The organism is Kitasatospora sp. NPDC087861, from assembly GCF_044742585.1.
In the GTDB taxonomy this organism is placed as follows: domain Bacteria; phylum Actinomycetota; class Actinomycetes; order Streptomycetales; family Streptomycetaceae; genus Kitasatospora.
This window is the reverse complement of record NZ_JBIUUS010000033.1, coordinates 55,687-74,002: the sequence shown is the minus strand read 5'-3', so window position 1 is coordinate 74,002 and position 18,316 is coordinate 55,687. Positions and strand designations below refer to the sequence as shown.

Sequence of the window (18,316 nt, the reverse complement as noted above, 5' to 3'; positions counted from 1 at the left end):
TACATTCCGAACCCGGAAGCTAAGCCTTACAGCGCCGATGGTACTGCAGGGGGGACCCTGTGGGAGAGTAGGACGCCGCCGAACAATCATTCCAAGAAGACCCCCTCCCGTCCGGGAGGGGGTCTTTTTGCGTTACCCTCTGCCGACACACGAACCAGAGCTTGTCGGAGAGGCGCGATCCGTTGCAGAACCTGACCCTTACCTGGCAGTCCGCCGGGGGCGCCGCGGTCGCTCTCTACGGTGGCGCGTACGCCGCCTCCAGGGTCCGGAGGACGTCGCTGTCGGCACTGCTGCGGGAGGCCGGCACGCTGCTGGCACTGTTCGCGCTCTGGCAGCTGGTGGGACACCTCTCGGTGATGAGCGCGGACCATGCGCTGGACCGGGCGAGCTGGGTCCACCGCACCGAGTTGGCGATCGGACTGCCGGACGAGGCGTCCTGGCAGGCGGCGATCACGCCCTACCCGGTGCTGGTGAAGCTGGCGAACTACTACTACGCGGTGATGCACTTCGCGGTGATGCTGGCCGTGTTGCTCTGGGTGTTCCTGCGGCACCGGGAGCGGTACGCGTGGGTGCGCAACACGGTGGTGATCACCACGGCGGTCTGCCTGCTGGTGCAGTTCATCCCGGTGGCGCCGCCCCGGATGCTGCCGCAGAACGGGTTCGTCGACGTGGCTGCGGAGTACGGGCAGTCGGTGTACGGCGGCGCGGTGGGCGGGGTGGTGGTGGCCGACCAGCTGTCGGCGATGCCGTCGGTGCACGTCGCGTGGTGCGTGCTGGCGGCGGTCGCGGTGGTCAGGCTGTCGTCGAGCCGGCTGCGGTGGGCGATGGTGCTGCACCCGGTGCTGACCGTCGCGGTGGTCGTGGTGACCGCGAACCACTTCTGGTCGGACGGCATCGTGGCAGTCGTGATCCTGCTCCTCGCGTACGCCGTGCAGGCGGTGGTGGCACGCCGCCGGGGCCGGGCCTCCGTCGACACGGAGGTCCGACCCCGGCGCACTGCGGCGGATCAGCCGCAGCAGGTCACTTGACCGGGAGGGCGATCCGCCCCCAGGAGCCGTTGCTGAGCGCCGAGGTGGCCCAGTACCAGGCGGCGAGCCCGGAGACGGCCGCGACCCAGCCGGCGAACTTGGCGAGGCCGCTGTAGCCGCCGAAGGCAGCGATGGCGGACAGCAGCAGGGAGAGCGTCAGCAGGCCGTAGACGGCGCGGCTGAACAGTCCCGCGCCCCAGCTGGCGGCGGTGAGGGTGAGGGCGAGCAGGGCCCACAGCAGCAGGAACAGGCCGGTCGCGTTCTTGCCCGCTCCGCCGGCCACTGACCAGGTCGCCCAGAAGGCGCCGAGGCTGGTGAAGGCGGTGCCGGTGAAGCCCTCGCCGCCGCGGAGCTGCCAGAGGCCCGCGATGAAGAGGGTGACGCCGCCGACCAGATGGGCGAGGGGTGCCGCGTCCCCGACTCCGGTGCCGCTGAAGACGCCGGTGGAGAGCAGGCCGTAGGCGAGCAGTGTGAGGCCGAGTGCGAGGTAGCCGAGGTTACCCGCGTCGGCTCCGGTGGAACGGGCGTTCGTTGCCCCGGTAGCTTCGTTGCTCACCGGAGGCTCCTTTCACTCTGGGCGCGCGCAGGGCGCAGTGAACGCAGTGGTGTGGTCCGATGAGGTGGATGCGCGCGACCGCGCCGAGGGCGCACGGCTGGAGCGTGCGCGGGCTGCGGTCAGAAGTGATGGGCCAGCGGGAGAGCCGCTGGTCGCGTCCCCGCCGAGGGATTCCCCGGTGAGATCGGTGTACCCGGCCCCACTCGCTTGTACCCTTGTGAATCGCACAATTTGTGACGTCGTCAGCTGTGGACCGCTCAGGGTTGGTCCCGGCACGGGCCGTGGCCGATCAGGAACGACCCGGTCCGGTCCGCTCAGGGGTTGCGCTGGGTCGGCACTCGCAGGGTCAGGATGGCCATGTCGTCGGACGGCGGTTCCGGGGCGAAGCGCTCGACGGCCCGCTGCACCCGCATCGCGACCGCGCCGGCGGTCAGGCCGGTGCAGCCGGTGAGCACCTCGGCGAGGCCGTCGTCGCCCAGCATCCGGCGGCCCTCGCGGCGTTCGGTGACGCCGTCGGTGACGCACAGCAGCACCTCGCCGGGGGAGAGCACCAGGCGTTCGGCGGTGAGGTCGAGGTCGTCCATGACCCCGAGCAGCGGTTGCGGGGTGGCGGCGCGGTCGACCTGGCCGTCGGTGCGCAGCCGCAGCGGCAGCGGGTGGCCGGCGCAGACCAGGGACAGCTCGGTGCTGCCGTCCGGGCGGGGCGTCAGTTCGCCGTAGAGCAGGGTGAGGAAGCGGCTGCGCGAACCCTCGTCCAGGATGGCCGCGTTGAGGCGGCTGAGCACCTGTGGCGCGTCCAGGCCCTCGCGGGCGAGCAGGCGCAGCGAGTGCCGGGCGAGGCCGGTGACCGAGGCGGCCTCGGGACCGGTGCCGCAGACGTCGCCGATGGCGAAGCCGTAGGTGCCCTCGCGGATGGTGAACAGGTCGTAGAAGTCCCCGCCGACCTCGTTGCCCTCACCGGCGGCCTGGTAGTAGACGTCTACCTCGACGCCCGGGATCTCGGGCAGGTCCGGCGGCAGCAGGCTGCGCTGCAGGGCCTGGCTGGTGGCGGTGCGCTCGGAGTAGAGGCGGGAGTTGTCGAGGGCGAGGGCGGCCCGGCGGGAGAGGTCCTCGGCGAGTTCGAGGATCTCCTGGCGGAACCGGACACCGGCCGGGACGCCGAGCGCCAGCAGGCCGATGACCCGGTTGCGGGCGGTCAGCGGCAGGACGACGGTCTCGCCGAGCAGGCCGGCGAGTTCGGGGCTGTCGGTGAGGCCGCCGGCGGCGGCGGTCTCGGTGGGCGCCGACCAGAAGCGGACGCCGTGGGTCGGACCGGCCTCGGGGGCGGGGGTCTTGTCGAGCAGGTCGCGCAGCGGGTCGATCCGGTCCTCGTCCTCGTGCAGGACGAAGGCGAGGCCGGCCGAGGCGCCGTGGTCGCCCTGGGTGTAGACGGCGCACCAGGAGGCGAGGGTGGGGACTGCCATCTGGGCCATCAGGGCGAGGGTCTGCTCGTGTTCGAGGGTACCGGCGAGCAGATCGGAGGCCTCGACGAGGAAGGACAGCGAGCCCCGGCGCAGCCGTTCGAGCTCGGTCAGCCGGGTGCTCTCGACCGCGAGGGCGACCCGGTCGGCGGCGAACTGCAGGCGCAGCGCGTCCTCGTTGTCGTAGCGGCCGGGGGCGGCGGTGGCGATGCCGAGCGAGCCGATCAGCCGGCCCTCGACCTTGAGCGGCACGGTGACCAGGGAGCGCATGCCGCTGCCGGTGAGCAGGGGCAGGCCGGTCGGTCGGGCGGCGAGGTCCTCGTGCACGGAGGGCAGCCGGGCGGAGTCGTAGCGGTTGCCGGTGTCGACCGGGAAGCGGGTGTGCCGGCGGTGTCCGGAGGTGAGGCCGGTGGCGGCGCGGACCTCGAACTCGGTCTCGTCGTCGGTGGTGAGCAGCAGGTACGAGGCGTCGGCGTCGAGCAGGTCGCGGGCGCGCTCGACGGTGCGCTGGAGCAGGGTGTCGAGGTCGTCGGTGGCGACCGGGCCGGCCAGCAGGTCGAGCCGGGGGCCGGCTGGGTCGGTGCGGTCGCCGGGCAGGGCCCGGGCGGGGGAGCGGAGCACCGCGCGGTCGGGTTCGAGGACGAGCAGGCAGAGGGTGGAGGGGACGCCCTCGGTGTCGCGGACGCGGACCTGGACGCCGTACACCTCGACCTCGTGGCCGTCTGCGCGCCGGACGCCGTAGCCGCCCTCCCAGCGGGCCAGCCGCAGGGTGTCGGTCAGGCCGAGGCCGCGGCCGGCCGACGGCGGCCAGACGGCGAGGTCGGCCCAGGGGCGGCCGAGGACGGTGGCGGCAGGGCGCTGGAAGAGCGCCTCGGCGTCCGGGTTCCAGGCCAGGACGCGGCCGTCCTCGTCGAGCTGGACGACGGCGACGTGGACCGGGCCGGGGCTGCTGGGCAGGTCGCTGCCGGGGGTCGCGGGGACGGCGTAGCGGGTGCCGGCCACGGGGGCGGGCAGCGCGAGCCGGAACCAGACGGTCTTGCGGCCGGCCGCGTACTCGACGCCCCAGCGTTCGGCGAGGGCGGAGCACATCAGCAGGCCGCGGCCGCCTTCGCCGTCGGGGTCGGCGTAGCGGTCGGAGGCGGTGACGGGGCCGTCGCCGAGGGAGGGGAGGCCGCGCTCCGGGTGGTGGTCGGTGACCTCGATCCGGACGGTGCCCTCCTCACGCAGGCAGCACACCTCGGCGGCGGTGCCGGCGTGCACGACGGCGTTGGTGACCAGTTCGCTGACCAGGACGACGGCGTCGTCGACGACCTCGGGCAGCCCCCAGCCGAGCAGCGCGTCCCGGACGAAGCCCCGGGCGGCGGCTGCGGACCGGCCGTCGGGGTCGAAGGTGGCGGCTGCGCGCGCGGTGACCACGTTGCCACTTCTCCTCTGCTGCTCTTGCCCTGGCTGTCCGGGGGTGCGGCGCCGACTCCCGGTGCGCGCCGTCGGGTGGCGGCGGCGCTGGGGCGGGTCGTGGCCCGGTGCAGCGCTCCACCCTACTTTCCGCTTGGTTCCCCGTGGGGGCGGGGCGTCGAAACAGGCACCAGAGGGTGATTCTGCCCACCTGTTTCGGACGGCCGGCTACCAACCGAGCGCAACCGGCCGTACACCCGGCGCCAGTGCTGCCAGACTGGGGGGTCCGCGACGGCCGGTCGGAGCAGTACGGTCGGTGCGGGTGCCGGTGTGCCGTGTGGGCGGCCGGTACGCAGCCCGACCGGGCCGGTGTCCCGGTGCGTGCCGTACCGGCACGCACGGTCACCGGACAGTTCACGATGTGGGAGGGGCCCGTTGAGTTCGGCCACCAAGGACGCAACCGGTACGACGCCGCCCGTTCCGCGCGGTGGGCGGTCCGGGACCGCGCCGCGGAACGCGGCCGGCCGACGAACGAGCCACAGCCGGGAGGCGGAGCCGGCCGAGCTGCGGAAGCTGCTGTCCGCGCTGACCGCGATGCGCGACGGCAACTTCCGCCGCCGGCTGACGGTTCCGGGCGACGGGCCGCTGGCGGAGATCGCCGCGGTGTTCAACGAGGTCGCCGAGCGCAACCAGCACCTCACCGGCGAACTGGCCCGGGTGCGGCGGGCGGTGGGCCGCGAGGGCCGGTTGAACGAGCGGCTGGAGACCGGCGCGGGCGAGGGCGCCTGGATGGCGGCCGTCGACAACTGCAACGCGCTGATCGACGATCTGGCCCGCCCGATGGCCGAGGTGGGCCGGGTGCTGACCTCGATCGCCGAGGGCGACCTGGACCAGAAGATGGAACTGCGCTCGCTGCACAGCAACGGGGTGAGCCACCCGCTGCGCGGCGAGTACCTGAAGATCGGCCGGACCGTCAACGGACTGGTGGACCAGCTCTCGGAGTTCACCGACGAGGTGACCCGGGTGGCCCGTGAGGTGGGCACCGAGGGCAAGTTGGGTGGTCAGGCCAAGGTCCGCAGCGTGTCGGGCAGTTGGAAGGACCTGGCGGACTCGGTCAACACCATGGCCGGCCGGCTGACCGCGCAGGTGCGCAACATCGCCCAGGTGACCACGGCGGTGGCCAAGGGGGACCTGTCCCGCAAGGTCACCGTCGAGGTGGCCGGCGAGATGCTGGAGCTGAAGAACACCGTCAACACGATGGTGGACCAGCTGAACGGGTTCGCCGCGCAGGTCACCGGGGTGGCCCGGGACGTGGGCACCGAGGGCCGTCTCGGCGGTCAGGCGCAGGTGCCGGGCGTGGCCGGGGTCTGGCGGGACCTGACCGACTCGGTGAACTTCATGGCCGACAACCTGACCGGCCAGGTTCGCAACATCGCCCAGGTGACCACGGCGGTGGCGCGCGGGGACCTCTCGCAGAAGATCGAGGTGGACGCGCGCGGCGAGATGCTGGAGCTGAAGAACACCATCAACACGATGGTGGACCAGCTCTCCGGCTTCGCCGAGCAGGTGACCAGGGTGGCCCGCCAGGTGGGTACCGAGGGGCGGCTCGGCGGTCAGGCCCAGGTGCCGGGCGCGGCCGGGGTGTGGCGTGATCTGACCGACAACGTCAACTTCATGGCGAACAACCTCACCGATCAGGTGCGCAACATCGCGCAGGTGACGACCGCGGTCGCCAAGGGTGACCTGTCGCAGAAGATCCAGGTGGACGCGCGCGGGGAGATCCTGGAGCTGAAGAACACCATCAACACGATGGTGGACCAGCTGGGCGCCTTCGCCGACGAGGTGACCAGGGTGGCCCGGGACGTCGGCACCGAGGGCATCCTCGGCGGCCAGGCGAGCGTGCCCGGGGTGTCCGGGACGTGGAAGGACCTGACCAACAGCGTCAACCTGATGGCCAACAACCTGACCAGTCAGGTCCGCAACATCGCCGAGGTGACCACCGCGGTGGCGCGCGGCGACGTGTCGAAGAAGATCACCGTCGACGCCCGGGGCGAGATCCTGGAGCTGGTGACGACCGTCAACACCATGGTCGACCAGCTGTCGGCGTTCGCCGACGAGGTCACCCGGGTCGCCCGCGAGGTGGGCACCGAGGGGATCCTGGGCGGCCAGGCGCGGGTGCGCGGCGTGTCGGGGATCTGGAAGGACCTGACCGACAACGTCAACTTCATGGCGTCCAACCTGACCGGACAGGTGCGCAACATCGCCGAGGTCGCCACCGCGGTGGCCCGCGGCGACCTGTCCAAGAAGATCACCATCGAGGCGCAGGGCGAGGTCGCGGCGCTCGCCGGGACCCTGAACACCATGGTCGACCAGCTCTCCTCCTTCGCGGTGGAGGTGACCAGGGTTGCCCGCGAGGTGGGCACCGACGGCACCCTGGGCGGCCAGGCGAGCGTGCCGGGCGTGGCCGGGATCTGGAAGGACCTGACCGACAACGTCAACCTGATGGCCAACAACCTCACCGGCCAGGTGCGCAACATCGCGCTGGTGATCACGGCGGTGGCCCGCGGCGACCTGTCACAGAAGATCGACGTCGACGCGCGCGGCGAGATCCTCCAGCTCAAGACCAGCATCAACACCATGGTCGACCAGCTGTCGGCGTTCGCCGACGAGGTCACCCGGGTCGCCCGCGAGGTGGGCACCGACGGGCGGCTCGGCGGCCAGGCCCGGGTGCCCGGTGTGGACGGCACCTGGCAGGACCTGACCGAGTCGGTGAACGAGCTGGCCAACAACCTGACCCGGCAGGTGCGCGCGATCGCCCAGGTCGCCACCGCGGTGACCAGGGGTGACCTGAGCCTGCGGATCGACGTGGACGCCGCCGGGGAGCTCGACGAGCTCAAGGACAACATCAACCAGATGATCGCCAACCTGCGCGAGACCACCCGCACCAACCAGGAGCAGGACTGGCTCAAGACCAACCTGGCCCGGATCTCCGGCCTGCTCCAGGGCCGCCGGGACCTGGAGGCCGTCGCCTCGCTGATCATGACCGAGCTGACCCCGGTGGTCTCCGCCCAGCACGGCGCCTTCTTCCTCGCCCAGCCGGCCGGCCGCACCGCCGAGCTGATCACCGAGGACGACGACGAGAACGACACCGTGCTACGGCTGATCGGCAGCTACGGCTACCAGCGGCGCGCGATGCCGACCACCTTCCGGCCCGGCGAGTCGCTGATCGGCCAGGCCGCGGTGGAGAAGCGGGCGATCATCCTCAAGGAGGCGCCGCCCGGGTACCTCAAGATCGCCTCCGGCCTCGGAGAGGCCTCGCCGGCCCACATCGTGGTGCTGCCGGTGCTGTTCGAGGGCCGGCTGCTGGGCGTGATCGAGCTGGCCACCTTCAGCTCCTTCACCACCGTCGCGCTGGACTTCCTCAACCAGATCGCCGACCTGATCGGCGTCACCGTCAACACCATCAGCGTCAACACCAAGACCGAGGGCCTGCTGCTGGAGTCCCAGCGGCTCACCGCCGAACTCTCGATGCGATCCGCCGAGTTGGAGGCGCGCCAGGAGGAACTGGAGCGAACCAACGAGGAGTTGCAGGAGAAGGCCGAGCAACTCGCCCAGCAGAACCGCGACATCGAGATCAAGAACAGCGAGATCGAGGAGGCCCGCCAGGTCCTGGAGGAGCGCGCCGAGCAGCTCGCCCTGGCCTCCCGGTACAAGAGCGAGTTCCTCGCCAACATGTCGCACGAGCTGCGCACCCCGCTCAACTCGCTGCTGATCCTGGCCAAGCTGCTCTCCGACAACAACGAGGGCAACCTCTCGCCCAAGCAGGTCGAGTTCGCCGACACCATCCACGGGGCCGGCTCCGACCTGCTCCAGCTGATCAACGACATCCTCGACCTCTCCAAGGTCGAGGCCGGCAAGATGGACGTCCGCCCGGCCCGGATCGCCCTGGTCCAGCTGGTCGACTACGTCGAGGCCACCTTCCAGCCCGTCGCGCTGGACAAGAACCTGGACTTCGCCGTCCGGGTCTCGCCCGCCCTGCCGGTCACCCTGCACACCGACGAGCAGCGGCTCCAGCAGGTGCTGCGCAACCTGATCTCCAACGCGGTCAAGTTCACCGACGCCGGTGCGGTCGACTTCTCGATCTCCCCGGCCGGCGCGGAGGTCCCGCAGCACGTGCGCGAGCGGTTGCTGGAGTCCGGCTCGATCAAGGGCCCGGACGAGGAGCTGATCGCCTTCGCGGTCTCGGACACCGGTATCGGCATCCCAGGCAACAAGCTCAGGGAGATCTTCGAGGCGTTCAAGCAGGCCGACGGCACCACCAGCCGCAAGTACGGCGGCACCGGCCTCGGCCTGTCGATCAGCCGCGAGATCGCCCGGCTGCTCGGCGGCGAGATCCACGCCGAGAGCGAGCTGGGCAAGGGCTCCACGTTCACGCTCTACCTGCCGCTGCGCACCGAGGCCCCGGGCGCGGCCCAGGGCGACCGCGCGGCCGGGTCGAACGCCCCGGCGCCGCGCGCCTCCGTCGGCGTGACCCCGGTCGGGGTGCCCGTGCCGGTCGGCGAGAACCCGGCCGACCACTGGGCCCAGGAGGTCCGTGAGCTGGCCGAGGAGCGCCGCCGGGGGGCGGTGGAGCGCCGCCGCGTCGCGGCCCTGGACGCCGCCGCCACCGGGACCCGCCCGGTGGCGCCCGCGCCGCTCCGCCCCGCCCGCGGCGACGTGCGCTTCGACGGCCAGCAGGTGCTGATCGTGGACGACGACGTCCGCAACGTGTTCGCCCTCACCAGCGTGCTGGAGCAGCACGGCCTGACCGTCCTGTATGCCGAGAACGGCCGCGAGGGCATCGAGATGCTGGAGCAGCACGAGAACGTGGCGCTGGTCCTGATGGACATCATGATGCCGGAGATGGACGGCTACGCGACCACCGAGGCGATCCGCCGGATGCCCCAGTTCGCCGGCCTGCCGATCATCGCGCTGACCGCCAAGGCGATGAAGGGCGACCGGGAGAAGTCCCTGGAGGCGGGTGCCACCGACCACATCACCAAGCCGGTGGAGACCGACCACCTGCTGACGGTGATGCGCGAGTGGCTGCGGGCGGACCGCGCGTAGCCGCCCGGGAGGGCGTGAACCCCGGGGCGGGCCCCGGAGTTCGCGCCGTCCGGTGGGCCGGTTTGCTGGCGGTCGGGCCCGGGAACCGGGTAGGGTCACCGATCGTTGCGAACAGTGACCGGATGGCGACACGCTGCTGAGCGTGCGCCGGAGCACTGGCCGCGCGCCGCTCCGGATCGGGTCACGACGGAGCGATGTGCCGGGCGAGGGGGTGCGGCTAGCATGACCGGGGTAGCGGTGGGCAGTACGCGAGTGCCATCACCGGGCGGCAGTCAGGCGACAGGAGGGCGAGCCCTGATGCAGAAGGCGAAGATCCTCCTGGTCGACGACCGGCCGGAGAACCTGCTGGCGTTGGAGGCGATCCTCTCCGCGCTGGACCAGACGCTGGTGCGCGCCGTCTCCGGTGAGGAGGCGCTCAAGGCGCTGCTCACCGACGACTTCGCGGTGATCCTGCTGGACGTCCAGATGCCCGGGATGGACGGCTTCGAGACCGCCGCCCACATCAAGCGGCGCGAGCGCACCCGGGACATCCCGATCATCTTCCTGACCGCGATCAACCACGGTCCGCACCACACCTTCCGCGGCTACGCGGCCGGGGCCGTGGACTACATCTCCAAGCCCTTCGACCCGTGGGTGCTGCGAGCCAAGGTCTCGGTCTTCGTCGACCTGTACGTGAAGAACTGCCAGCTGAAGGAGCAGGCCGCGCTGCTGCGGCTGCAACTGGAGGCGGGCGGCGGCGAGCCGGCCCTCGGTGGGGCGCTGCTGGGCGAGCTGTCCGCGCGGCTGGCGGCGGTCGAGGAGCAGGCGGAGGCGCTCGGCAAGCAGCTGGACGGCGTCGAGGACGCCGGGGTGGCCGCCACCGCGGCGCACCTGGAGCGCAAGCTGGTGGGCCTGCGCCGGGCCCTGGACGCGCTGCGCCCGGGCACCGCGTAACCGGTCGGTTCGATTCACTCCTTCGGGTGGTTTCCGGGGGCGGTCGGGTGAAACCCGGTCAGCGTGACGGTGTGTCTGCGACACGGCCCGGCGCCCCGACTCGGGCGCATGTCCACTGGTGGTCCGCCCCGGTAGGCTGCTGACCCATGGCCACTCGTACGCCCGGAAGCGCGGCACGCAACCCGAGTCCGGGACCGTCCAAGAAGGCCGCGGCGAAGGCCCCGGGCAAGCCGCCCGCGAAGAAGGCGGCGGCCAAGAAGGCGGCCCCGGCGAAGAAGGCGGCGGCCAAACCGGCTCCGTCGCCCCCGCCGCCGCCCAAACCGATACTCTTCCGCGCCGTCCGGGCCGTCTGGCTCGGCCTGGCGAACAGCCTCGCCGCGATCTTCCGGGGCTTCGGCGACGGGGCCAAGAACCTCCATCCCGCCCACCGCAAGGACGGGGTGGGCCTGCTGCTGTTCGCGCTCGCGCTGGTGACCGCGGCCGGCACCTGGTTCAGCCCGCAGGGCTGGCTCGGTCAGGCGGCCATCGCCGTGGTGTCCGGCCTGTTCGGGCGGCTCGACGTGCTGGTGCCGTTCCTGCTGGCCGGGATAGCGATCCGGCTCTGGCGCCACCCGGAGCTGCCGGAGGCCAACGGTCGGATCGTGATCGGGCTGAGCGCGCTGCTGGTCGGCGTCCTCGGTCTGGTGCACATCGGCTGCGGCGCGCCCATGATGGGCAGCGGCGCCTCCCGGATAAGGGCGGCCGGCGGAATCATCGGCTGGGCCGCGTCCACCCCGATGATGGCCGCCGCCGGGCCCGCGTTGGCCGTGCCGCTGCTCCTGCTGCTGGCCTTCTTCGGGCTGCTGGTGGTCACCGCCACCCCGGTCAACCGCATCCCCGAGCGGCTGCGCTCGGCCGGCGTACGGCTCGGCGTGGTGGAGCCCGGGCCGGAGGACGAGCTGCGCGAGGGGCGTACGCCGGAGCGGGAGCTGTCCACCGAGCCGCCGGAGGACGCCGACCCGTCCGCGCTGCCGTTCACCGTGGACACCGACGGCGAGGACCCGCGCGACGAGGTGGGTGCCCGCCGGCGCCGCCGCCGGCGCAAGCCGGACCCCGCCGTCGGGCCGGACCAGGACGAGCCGGAGGCCGTCCGGGTGTCCCTGGACAAGGAGCCGCCGGACCCGTACGCCACCCGCAACCTCGCCGCCGGTGCCGCCGCCGACCTGGACGGGGCGCTGGTCTACGGCGTGCCCGCCTCCTCGGCGGTGGCGGACATGATGCACCAGGTGCAGGACCGCACCGCCCCGCCGGAGGAGGCCGCCGTCCCGGCCGCCCGCAGCGGCGGCCCGGAGGCGCCCGAGGAGCACGGCCCGGCGCCGGTGCGGATGGAGCAGCTCCAGCTCGTCGGCGACACCACCTACACGCTGCCCCCGCTCGACCTGCTGGAGCGCGGCGGCCCGGCCAAGGCCCGCAGCGCCCTCAACGACGAGGTGGTGGCCCAGCTCACCGGCACCTTCTCCGAGTTCAAGGTGGACGCCAGGGTCACCGGCTTCACCCGGGGGCCGACGGTCACCCGCTACGAGGTCGAGCTCGGCCCGGCCGTCAAGGTGGAGCGGATCACCGCGCTCGCCAAGAACATCGCGTACGCGGTGGCCAGCCCGGACGTGCGGATCATCAGCCCGATCCCGGGCAAGTCCGCGGTCGGCATCGAGATCCCCAACCGGGACCGCGAGATGGTCAACCTGGGCGACCTGCTGCGCTCGCGCACGGCCGCCGAGGACACCCACCCGATGGTCGTCGGCATGGGCAAGGACGTCGAGGGCCACACCGTGATGGCCAACCTCGCCAAGATGCCGCACATCCTGGTGGCCGGCGCCACCGGCGCGGGCAAGTCGTCCTGCATCAACTGCCTGATCACCTCGGTGCTCGCCCGGTCCACCCCGGACGAGGTGCGGATGGTGCTGGTCGACCCCAAGCGGGTCGAGCTGACCGCGTACGAGGGCATCCCGCACCTGATCACGCCGATCATCACCAACCCCAAGAAGGCCGCCGAGGCCCTCCAGTGGGTGGTGCGCGAGATGGACCTGCGCTACGACGACCTCGCGGCGTTCGGCTTCCGGCACGTGGACGACTTCAACGCGGCGGTGCGGGCCGGCAAGGTCACCCCGCCGCTCGGCAGCGAGCGCGAGCTGAAGCCGTACCCGTACCTGCTGGTGATCGTCGACGAGCTGGCCGACCTGATGATGGTCGCGCCGCGCGACGTCGAGGACTCGGTGGTCCGGATCACCCAGCTGGCCCGCGCGGCCGGCATCCACCTGGTGCTGGCCACCCAGCGGCCCTCGGTGGACGTGGTCACCGGTCTGATCAAGGCCAACGTGCCGTCCCGGCTGGCCTTCGCGACCTCCGCGATGGCCGACTCCCGGGTCATCCTGGACCAGCCCGGCGCGGAGAAGCTGATCGGCAAGGGCGACGCGCTCTTCCTGCCGATGGGCGCCAGCAAGCCGATCCGCATGCAGGGCGCGTTCGTCACCGAGGCGGAGATCGCCGCGGTGGTGCAGCACTGCAAGGACCAGCTGGCCGCCGCCTACCGGGACGACGTGATGGTCGGCGGCGGGCCCAAGAAGGAGATCGACGAGGAGATCGGCGACGACCTGGACCTGCTGATCCAGGCGGCCGAGCTGGTGGTCTCCACCCAGTTCGGCTCGACCTCGATGCTCCAGCGCAAGCTCCGGGTCGGCTTCGCCAAGGCAGGGCGGCTGATGGACCTGATGGAGTCGCGCGGGATCGTCGGTCCGAGCGAGGGCTCCAAGGCCCGCGACGTCCTGGTGAAGCCGGATGAGCTGGACGGGGTGCTCGTTACCCTGCGCGGGTGACCGGCCGGGCCTCCGGCGGGTCCGTGTCCCGAACGAGGTGTCACTCGTTCGGGGGAGGGTAGGCGCGATGTCGGGAACCGAACGTCCGTACACCGCGTCACAGGCCGGAAAAGCGAAGCCCGGGTTCCCCGCGCGGATCCGCTGACGAACAGTCAGTGGGGCGCCGGGCCCCGGTCGGGGCGGGCGCGCGCATTCGGGCCTGTTCCGCTTGAGAAACGATCCGCCCACGCCCCTAGACTGTTCCCCAGCAGGTGGCCATCCGCTCGAAAGGCGCGCCCCGTGACCATCGGCAAGTCCCGCGACCGCGAGAACGCCCCGTCGTCCGCCGAGACGTCCGACGAGGCGGTGCAGGCGGCCGATGCCCCGAGCATCGGCCGGGTGCTGTCCACCGCCCGGATCGAGGCCGGGCTCACCGTGGACCAGGTGAGTACGGCGACCCGCGTCCGGGTGCCGATCGTCCATGCCGTCGAGGAGGACGACTTCGACCGCTGCGGCGGCGACTTCTACGCCCGCGGACACATCCGCGCGATCGCCCGCGCGGTCGGCGTGGACGGCGAGGCGCTGATCACCCGGTACGACGCCGCGCACGGTGGGTCGCCCGCCTCCAAGCGGCCGACCCAGCTGATCGACAGCGGCCCGATCAAGGTGCCCGGCCGGGGCCGGCCGAACTGGGCGGCGGCCATGGTCGCCGCGATCGTCGCGGTGGTCGCCCTGATCGGCTTCAACCTGGTCAGCGGCAAGGGCGACCACACCGGCACCGGCTCCGCCAGCGCGCCGCTGCCCAGCGGCTCCGGCACCGGCTCGGTCGCCCCCGCGCCCTCGCCCGACGTGCAGCCGCCGGCGCCCGCGCCGAGCGCCGCCGCGATCGCCGCCGTCCCGGCCGACAAGGTCACCGTGAAGCTGGTCGCCGAGGGCACCAGCTGGGTGTCCGCGGTGGACGGCAGCGGCAAGTCGCTGTTCCAGAACAACATCAGCGGCGGCCAGGACCAGACCTTCACCGACCCCAAGCAGATCAAACTGGTGCTCGGCAACGGCGGGGCCGTGCACGCGTACGTCAACGGCAAGGACCTCGGCCTCCTGGGCAAGGACGGCCAGGTGGTGCACGTCACGTACACCCCCGGCGACCCGCAGGCGGGCTGACCACAGGGCCTCCCGAGGCCCTGGAGGCCGGGGCGGCGGCCTGGCGGAGATCCGGTAATCCGAGGTGCATGGCCTCCGGGGCGAACGGCACCGGAGGCCGCGCGTTAATCTTGGGCCTATGCCTGAACGCCGTACTGTCGCCCTTGTCACGCTCGGATGCGCCCGCAACGAGGTGGACTCCGAGGAACTCGCCGGGCGACTGGAAGCCGACGGCTGGTCGCTCGTCGACGACGCCGCCGAAGCGGACGTCGCCGTCGTCAACACCTGCGGCTTCGTCGAGGCCGCCAAGAAGGACTCCGTGGACGCCCTGCTGGAGGCCAACGACCTCAAGGGGCACGGCCGCACCCAGGCCGTCGTCGCGGTCGGCTGCATGGCCGAGCGGTACGGCAAGGAGCTCGCCGACGCGCTGCCGGAGGCCGACGGCGTGCTCGGCTTCGACGACTACGCCGACATCTCCGAGCGCCTGCAGACCATCCTCTCCGGCGGCCACCACGCCCCGCACCTGCCGCGCGACCGCCGCAAGCTGCTGCCGATCAGCCCGGCCGAGCGGCAGTCCGCCGCCGAGGCCGTCGCGCTGCCCGGCCACGGCGCCGCCGAGACCCCGGCCGAGCCGATCACCGACCTGCCCGAGGGCCTCGCCCCGGCCTCCGGCCCGCGCACCCTGCGCAAGCGGCTCGACGACAACCCGGTCGCCTCGGTCAAGCTCGCCTCCGGCTGCGACCGGCGGTGCTCCTTCTGCGCCATCCCGGCCTTCCGCGGCTCCTTCATCTCCCGCCGCCCCTCCGACGTGCTGCACGAGGCCCAGTGGCTGGCCGGGCAGGGCGTGCGCGAGGTCGTCCTGGTGAGCGAGAACAACACCTCGTACGGCAAGGACCTCGGTGACATCCGGCTGCTGGAGACGCTGCTCGGCGAGATCTCCGCGATCGAGGGCGTCGAGCGGGTCCGGGTCTCCTACCTCCAGCCCGCCGAGATGCGCCCCGGACTGATCGACGCGATGACCGGGACCGCGGACGTGGTGCCCTACTTCGACCTGTCCTTCCAGCACTCGGCGCCCGCGGTGCTGCGCCGGATGCGCCGCTTCGGCTCCACCGACCAGTTCCTGGAGCTGCTGAAGACCATCCGGGACAAGGCCCCGCAGGCCGGCGCCCGGTCCAACTTCATCGTCGGCTTCCCCGGTGAGACCGAGGAGGACTTCGCCGAGCTGGAACGCTTCGTCACGCACGCCGGGCTGGACGCGATCGGCGTCTTCGGCTACTCCGACGAGGACGGCACCGAGGCCGCGACCTACGACGGCAAGCTGCCCGAGGACGTGATCGCCGACCGGCTGAGCCGGCTGAGCCGACTGGCCGAGGAGATGACCGCCCAGCGGGCCGAGCAGCGCGTCGGCACCGAGGTCGAGGTGCTGATCGAGTCGATCGAGGACGGCGTGGTCGAGGGCCGGGCGGCCCACCAGGCCCCGGAGACCGACGGCCTGACCACCCTCGCCGGCGTCGAGAACCCCGAGATCGGCCAGTTCCACCGGGCCAAGGTGGTCGCCAGCGAGGGCGTCGACCTGATCGCCGAGGCGCTGGAGCAGGTCCGGGTCCGTCAGGCCCCGGGAGCCGGGGAATGACCAAGGGGCCAGGTGCCCCGGCCGCGGCCCACCCGGGCAGACCGGCGGCCGCGGTGCCGCCGGCACCGGCCGTCTGGAACATCGCCAACATGCTCACGATGCTCCGGCTGCTGCTGGTGCCGGTCTTCGTGACGCTGCTGTTCGCCGACGGCGGGCACGACCCCAAGTGGCGCTCGGTCGCCTGGGCCTCGTTCGCCATCGCGATGATCACCGACCTGTTCGACGGCGAGCTGGCCCGCCGCAAGGGCCTGGTCACCGACTTCGGGAAGATCGCCGACCCGATCGCCGACAAGGCGATCATGGGCTCGGCGCTGATCGGCCTCTCGCTGCTCGGCGACCTGCCCTGGTGGGTCACCGCGGTGATCCTGGCCCGCGAACTCGGCATCACCCTGATGCGCTTCTGGGTGATCCGCTACGGGGTCATCCCGGCCAGCCGCGGCGGCAAGATCAAGACGCTGACCCAGGGCATCGCGGTCGGCATGTACGTCCTGGAGCTGACCGGCTGGCTGGCCACCGCGCGGGCCGTGCTGATGGCCCTGGCGGTGCTGCTGACCGTCGGTACCGCGCTGGACTACGTCGGACAGGCGCTGCGACTGCGCCGTGAGGGACTGGCCGCGGAGCGCGCGGACCGGTGAGCGACGGGGGAGACCGGGTGACGGACTACGACCTGGCGGTGCGCACGCACGAGGCGCTGCGCGCCCGGGGCGGCACGCTGGCCGTCGCCGAGTCGCTGACCGGCGGGCTGCTCGCGGCCGCGCTGGTGGACGTCCCCGGGGCGTCCGCGACCTTCCGCGGCTCGGTGACCGCCTACGCCACCGAGCTGAAGGCCTCGGTGCTCGGCGTGGACGAGGGGCTGCTGGCGGTGTACGGGCCGGTCCACCCGGTGGTGGCCGGGCAGATGGCCGAGGGCGTGCGCCGACTGCTGGGGGCCACGTACGGGCTCGCGACGACCGGGGTGGCCGGGCCGGACCCGCAGGACGGACAGCCGGTGGGCACCGTACACCTGGCGGTCGCCGGTCCGGAGGGAACTCTGGTCAGTTCGCCCCGGCTGTCGGGCGGGCGTGCCAGAATCCGTCACGGGGCGGTGACCGCCGCTCTGGAGCTGCTCGTCGGGCGGCTCCCGGCCGGTACGCCCACGACCTGAACCCCCGGGGGCCCCGCACCCGGGTGTCTCGTACCCCGTTGGAAGCACCGCGGAGGCGCGGTGGAGCCCCGGCCGCGGAGATCTCCACCGAACCGAGATCTGCCGGTCTGGTACGCGGGTATGGCACAGCTGGAGGATCGTGTTACATCCAACGGCCTGGTTGGGCAGAAACCAGGTGGCGAACGAGTTGCGTGACGGTGGCCGGGCGGCCGGCGACGGGTACCACGAGGGGCCCGCGGACCCGGGAACGACACCGGAACGAGGAGGGGGACGGCCTTGCAGCCCAGAGTGAACACGACCAGGGTCCCCGCACGCGAAGCGGGCAAGGCGGTACGGTGGGGTCGTGACATCTCGATCCGCAGTCCGAGGAGGGAGGCACCGATGATCCTGCTCCGTCGCCTACTGGGCGATGTACTGCGTCGGCAGCGCCAGCGCCAGGGCCGCACACTCCGCGAGGTGTCGGCGGCCGCCAGGGTTTCGCTCGGTTACCTCTCCGAGGTCGAGCGGGGACAGAAGGAGGCCTCCTCGGAGCTGCTCTCCGCCATCTGCGACGCGCTGGACGTCCGGATGTCCGAGGTCATGCGCGAGGTCAGCGACGAACTCTCGCTCGCCGAACTTGCGGCGATGGCCACCCTCTCCGAAGGTGATCTGCTGAGGCCGGTACTCGAACCGGTTCCGCTGCCCGCCCCCGGCACCGACCGGGCGAACATGTCGCCCAAGGCCGCCGCGATGGACGTGGTCGCCGCCTGAACCCGGCCTCGACTCCCGGGCTCCTGGTGCCCGGGGCGAGCGAAGGAGGGCGGTCGTGCGAAGAGCCGCGACGGTGTGCACGGAGGCCCGAATACGGCTGCGGCGCTTGGAACCGTGGTCGGCCCGCCGGGTCCTGCTGGTCCTGTCGGCGGGGCTGTTCTGGTGGCTCCTGGTGGTCCGCGGACAGTTCGCGGACGGTGCGGTGCTGGGACTGCTCGTGGCCGGCGGCTGGGGGCTCGGCCTGATCCCGGTCCACGCCGACCGGAACGCGACCGGGCCGCAGCGGCGCCCGCACCCCGAGGCCGTGGTCCCGGTGGAGGCGCAGCCGCCGGTGGGGTGA

General features: G+C 72.3%; 12 protein-coding genes and 1 rRNA gene. 11 read left to right on the top strand and 2 right to left on the bottom strand.

Annotation, left to right across the window (positions count from 1 at the left end; all coding sequences use genetic code 11):
• Together rrf and ACIOJE_RS33010 are read left to right on the top strand one after the other, a co-directional pair.
• Positions 1-84 (top strand): 5S ribosomal RNA (gene rrf / locus ACIOJE_RS33015); the annotation flags it as partial.
• A 98-nt stretch (positions 85-182) separates the two neighbouring features.
• Positions 183-1,028, top strand: a complete 846-nt coding sequence (locus ACIOJE_RS33010; protein WP_400781271.1) for a phosphatase PAP2 family protein — start codon at positions 183-185, stop codon at positions 1,026-1,028.
• Here the strand turns inward: ACIOJE_RS33010 and ACIOJE_RS33005 are convergent.
• Positions 1,021-1,584, bottom strand: coding sequence for an acetate uptake transporter (locus ACIOJE_RS33005; RefSeq protein WP_280685716.1), 564 nt, complete (start codon positions 1,582-1,584; stop codon positions 1,021-1,023). The two genes, ACIOJE_RS33010 and ACIOJE_RS33005, sit on opposite strands and share 8 nt — an antisense overlap.
• Before the next feature lie 314 nt (positions 1,585-1,898).
• Positions 1,899-4,460, bottom strand: coding sequence for a SpoIIE family protein phosphatase (locus tag ACIOJE_RS33000; RefSeq protein WP_400781267.1), 2,562 nt, complete (start codon positions 4,458-4,460; stop codon positions 1,899-1,901).
• Positions 4,461-5,033: 573 nt separating this feature from the next.
• Between ACIOJE_RS33000 and ACIOJE_RS32995 the strand changes: the two genes are divergently transcribed.
• From ACIOJE_RS32995 to ACIOJE_RS32955, 9 genes are all read left to right on the top strand, one after another.
• On the top strand, positions 5,034-9,545 hold the full coding sequence (locus tag ACIOJE_RS32995) for a HAMP domain-containing protein (RefSeq protein ID WP_400781278.1): 4,512 nt from the start codon (positions 5,034-5,036) through the stop codon (positions 9,543-9,545).
• A gap of 294 nt (positions 9,546-9,839) precedes the next feature.
• The gene (locus tag ACIOJE_RS32990; RefSeq protein ID WP_280685754.1) at positions 9,840-10,478 is read left to right on the top strand and encodes a response regulator; all 639 of its coding nucleotides are present in this window, start codon (positions 9,840-9,842) and stop codon (positions 10,476-10,478) included.
• Between the two features lie 146 nt (positions 10,479-10,624).
• Entirely contained in the window at positions 10,625-13,330 is a 2,706-nt protein-coding gene (locus ACIOJE_RS32985) for a DNA translocase FtsK (protein ID WP_400781264.1), read from the top strand.
• 279 nt (positions 13,331-13,609) lie between these two features.
• Entirely contained in the window at positions 13,610-14,470 is an 861-nt protein-coding gene (locus ACIOJE_RS32980; RefSeq protein WP_280685719.1) for a helix-turn-helix domain-containing protein, read from the top strand.
• Positions 14,471-14,588: 118 nt separating this feature from the next.
• Positions 14,589-16,082, top strand: coding sequence for a 30S ribosomal protein S12 methylthiotransferase RimO (rimO, locus tag ACIOJE_RS32975; RefSeq protein WP_400781260.1), 1,494 nt, complete (start codon positions 14,589-14,591; stop codon positions 16,080-16,082).
• The gene (gene pgsA / locus ACIOJE_RS32970; protein ID WP_280685721.1) at positions 16,079-16,717 is read left to right on the top strand and encodes a CDP-diacylglycerol--glycerol-3-phosphate 3-phosphatidyltransferase; all 639 of its coding nucleotides are present in this window, start codon (positions 16,079-16,081) and stop codon (positions 16,715-16,717) included. The genes rimO and pgsA overlap by 4 nt, the downstream gene beginning before the upstream one ends.
• 32 nt (positions 16,718-16,749) lie before the next feature.
• Positions 16,750-17,226, top strand: coding sequence for a CinA family protein (locus tag ACIOJE_RS32965; protein WP_400781275.1), 477 nt, complete (start codon positions 16,750-16,752; stop codon positions 17,224-17,226).
• Positions 17,227-17,607: 381 nt separating this feature from the next.
• Positions 17,608-17,976, top strand: coding sequence for a helix-turn-helix domain-containing protein (locus ACIOJE_RS32960; RefSeq protein ID WP_049660741.1), 369 nt, complete (start codon positions 17,608-17,610; stop codon positions 17,974-17,976).
• A 55-nt stretch (positions 17,977-18,031) separates the two neighbouring features.
• Positions 18,032-18,316, top strand: coding sequence for a hypothetical protein (locus ACIOJE_RS32955; RefSeq protein ID WP_280685723.1), 285 nt, complete (start codon positions 18,032-18,034; stop codon positions 18,314-18,316).

Bases quoted from the DNA above. Each gene is read 5' to 3' on its own strand.
- ACIOJE_RS32995 (WP_400781278.1), top strand. From the start codon at position 5,034: ATGCGCGACGGCAACTTCCGCCGCCGGCTGACGGTTCCGGGCGACGGG.
- ACIOJE_RS32985 (WP_400781264.1), top strand. From the start codon at position 10,625: ATGGCCACTCGTACGCCCGGAAGCGCGGCACGCAACCCGAGTCCGGGA.
- pgsA (WP_280685721.1), top strand. From the start codon at position 16,079: ATGACCAAGGGGCCAGGTGCCCCGGCCGCGGCCCACCCGGGCAGACCG.
- ACIOJE_RS32960 (WP_049660741.1), top strand. From the start codon at position 17,608: ATGATCCTGCTCCGTCGCCTACTGGGCGATGTACTGCGTCGGCAGCGC.
- rimO (WP_400781260.1), top strand. From the start codon at position 14,589: ATGCCTGAACGCCGTACTGTCGCCCTTGTCACGCTCGGATGCGCCCGC.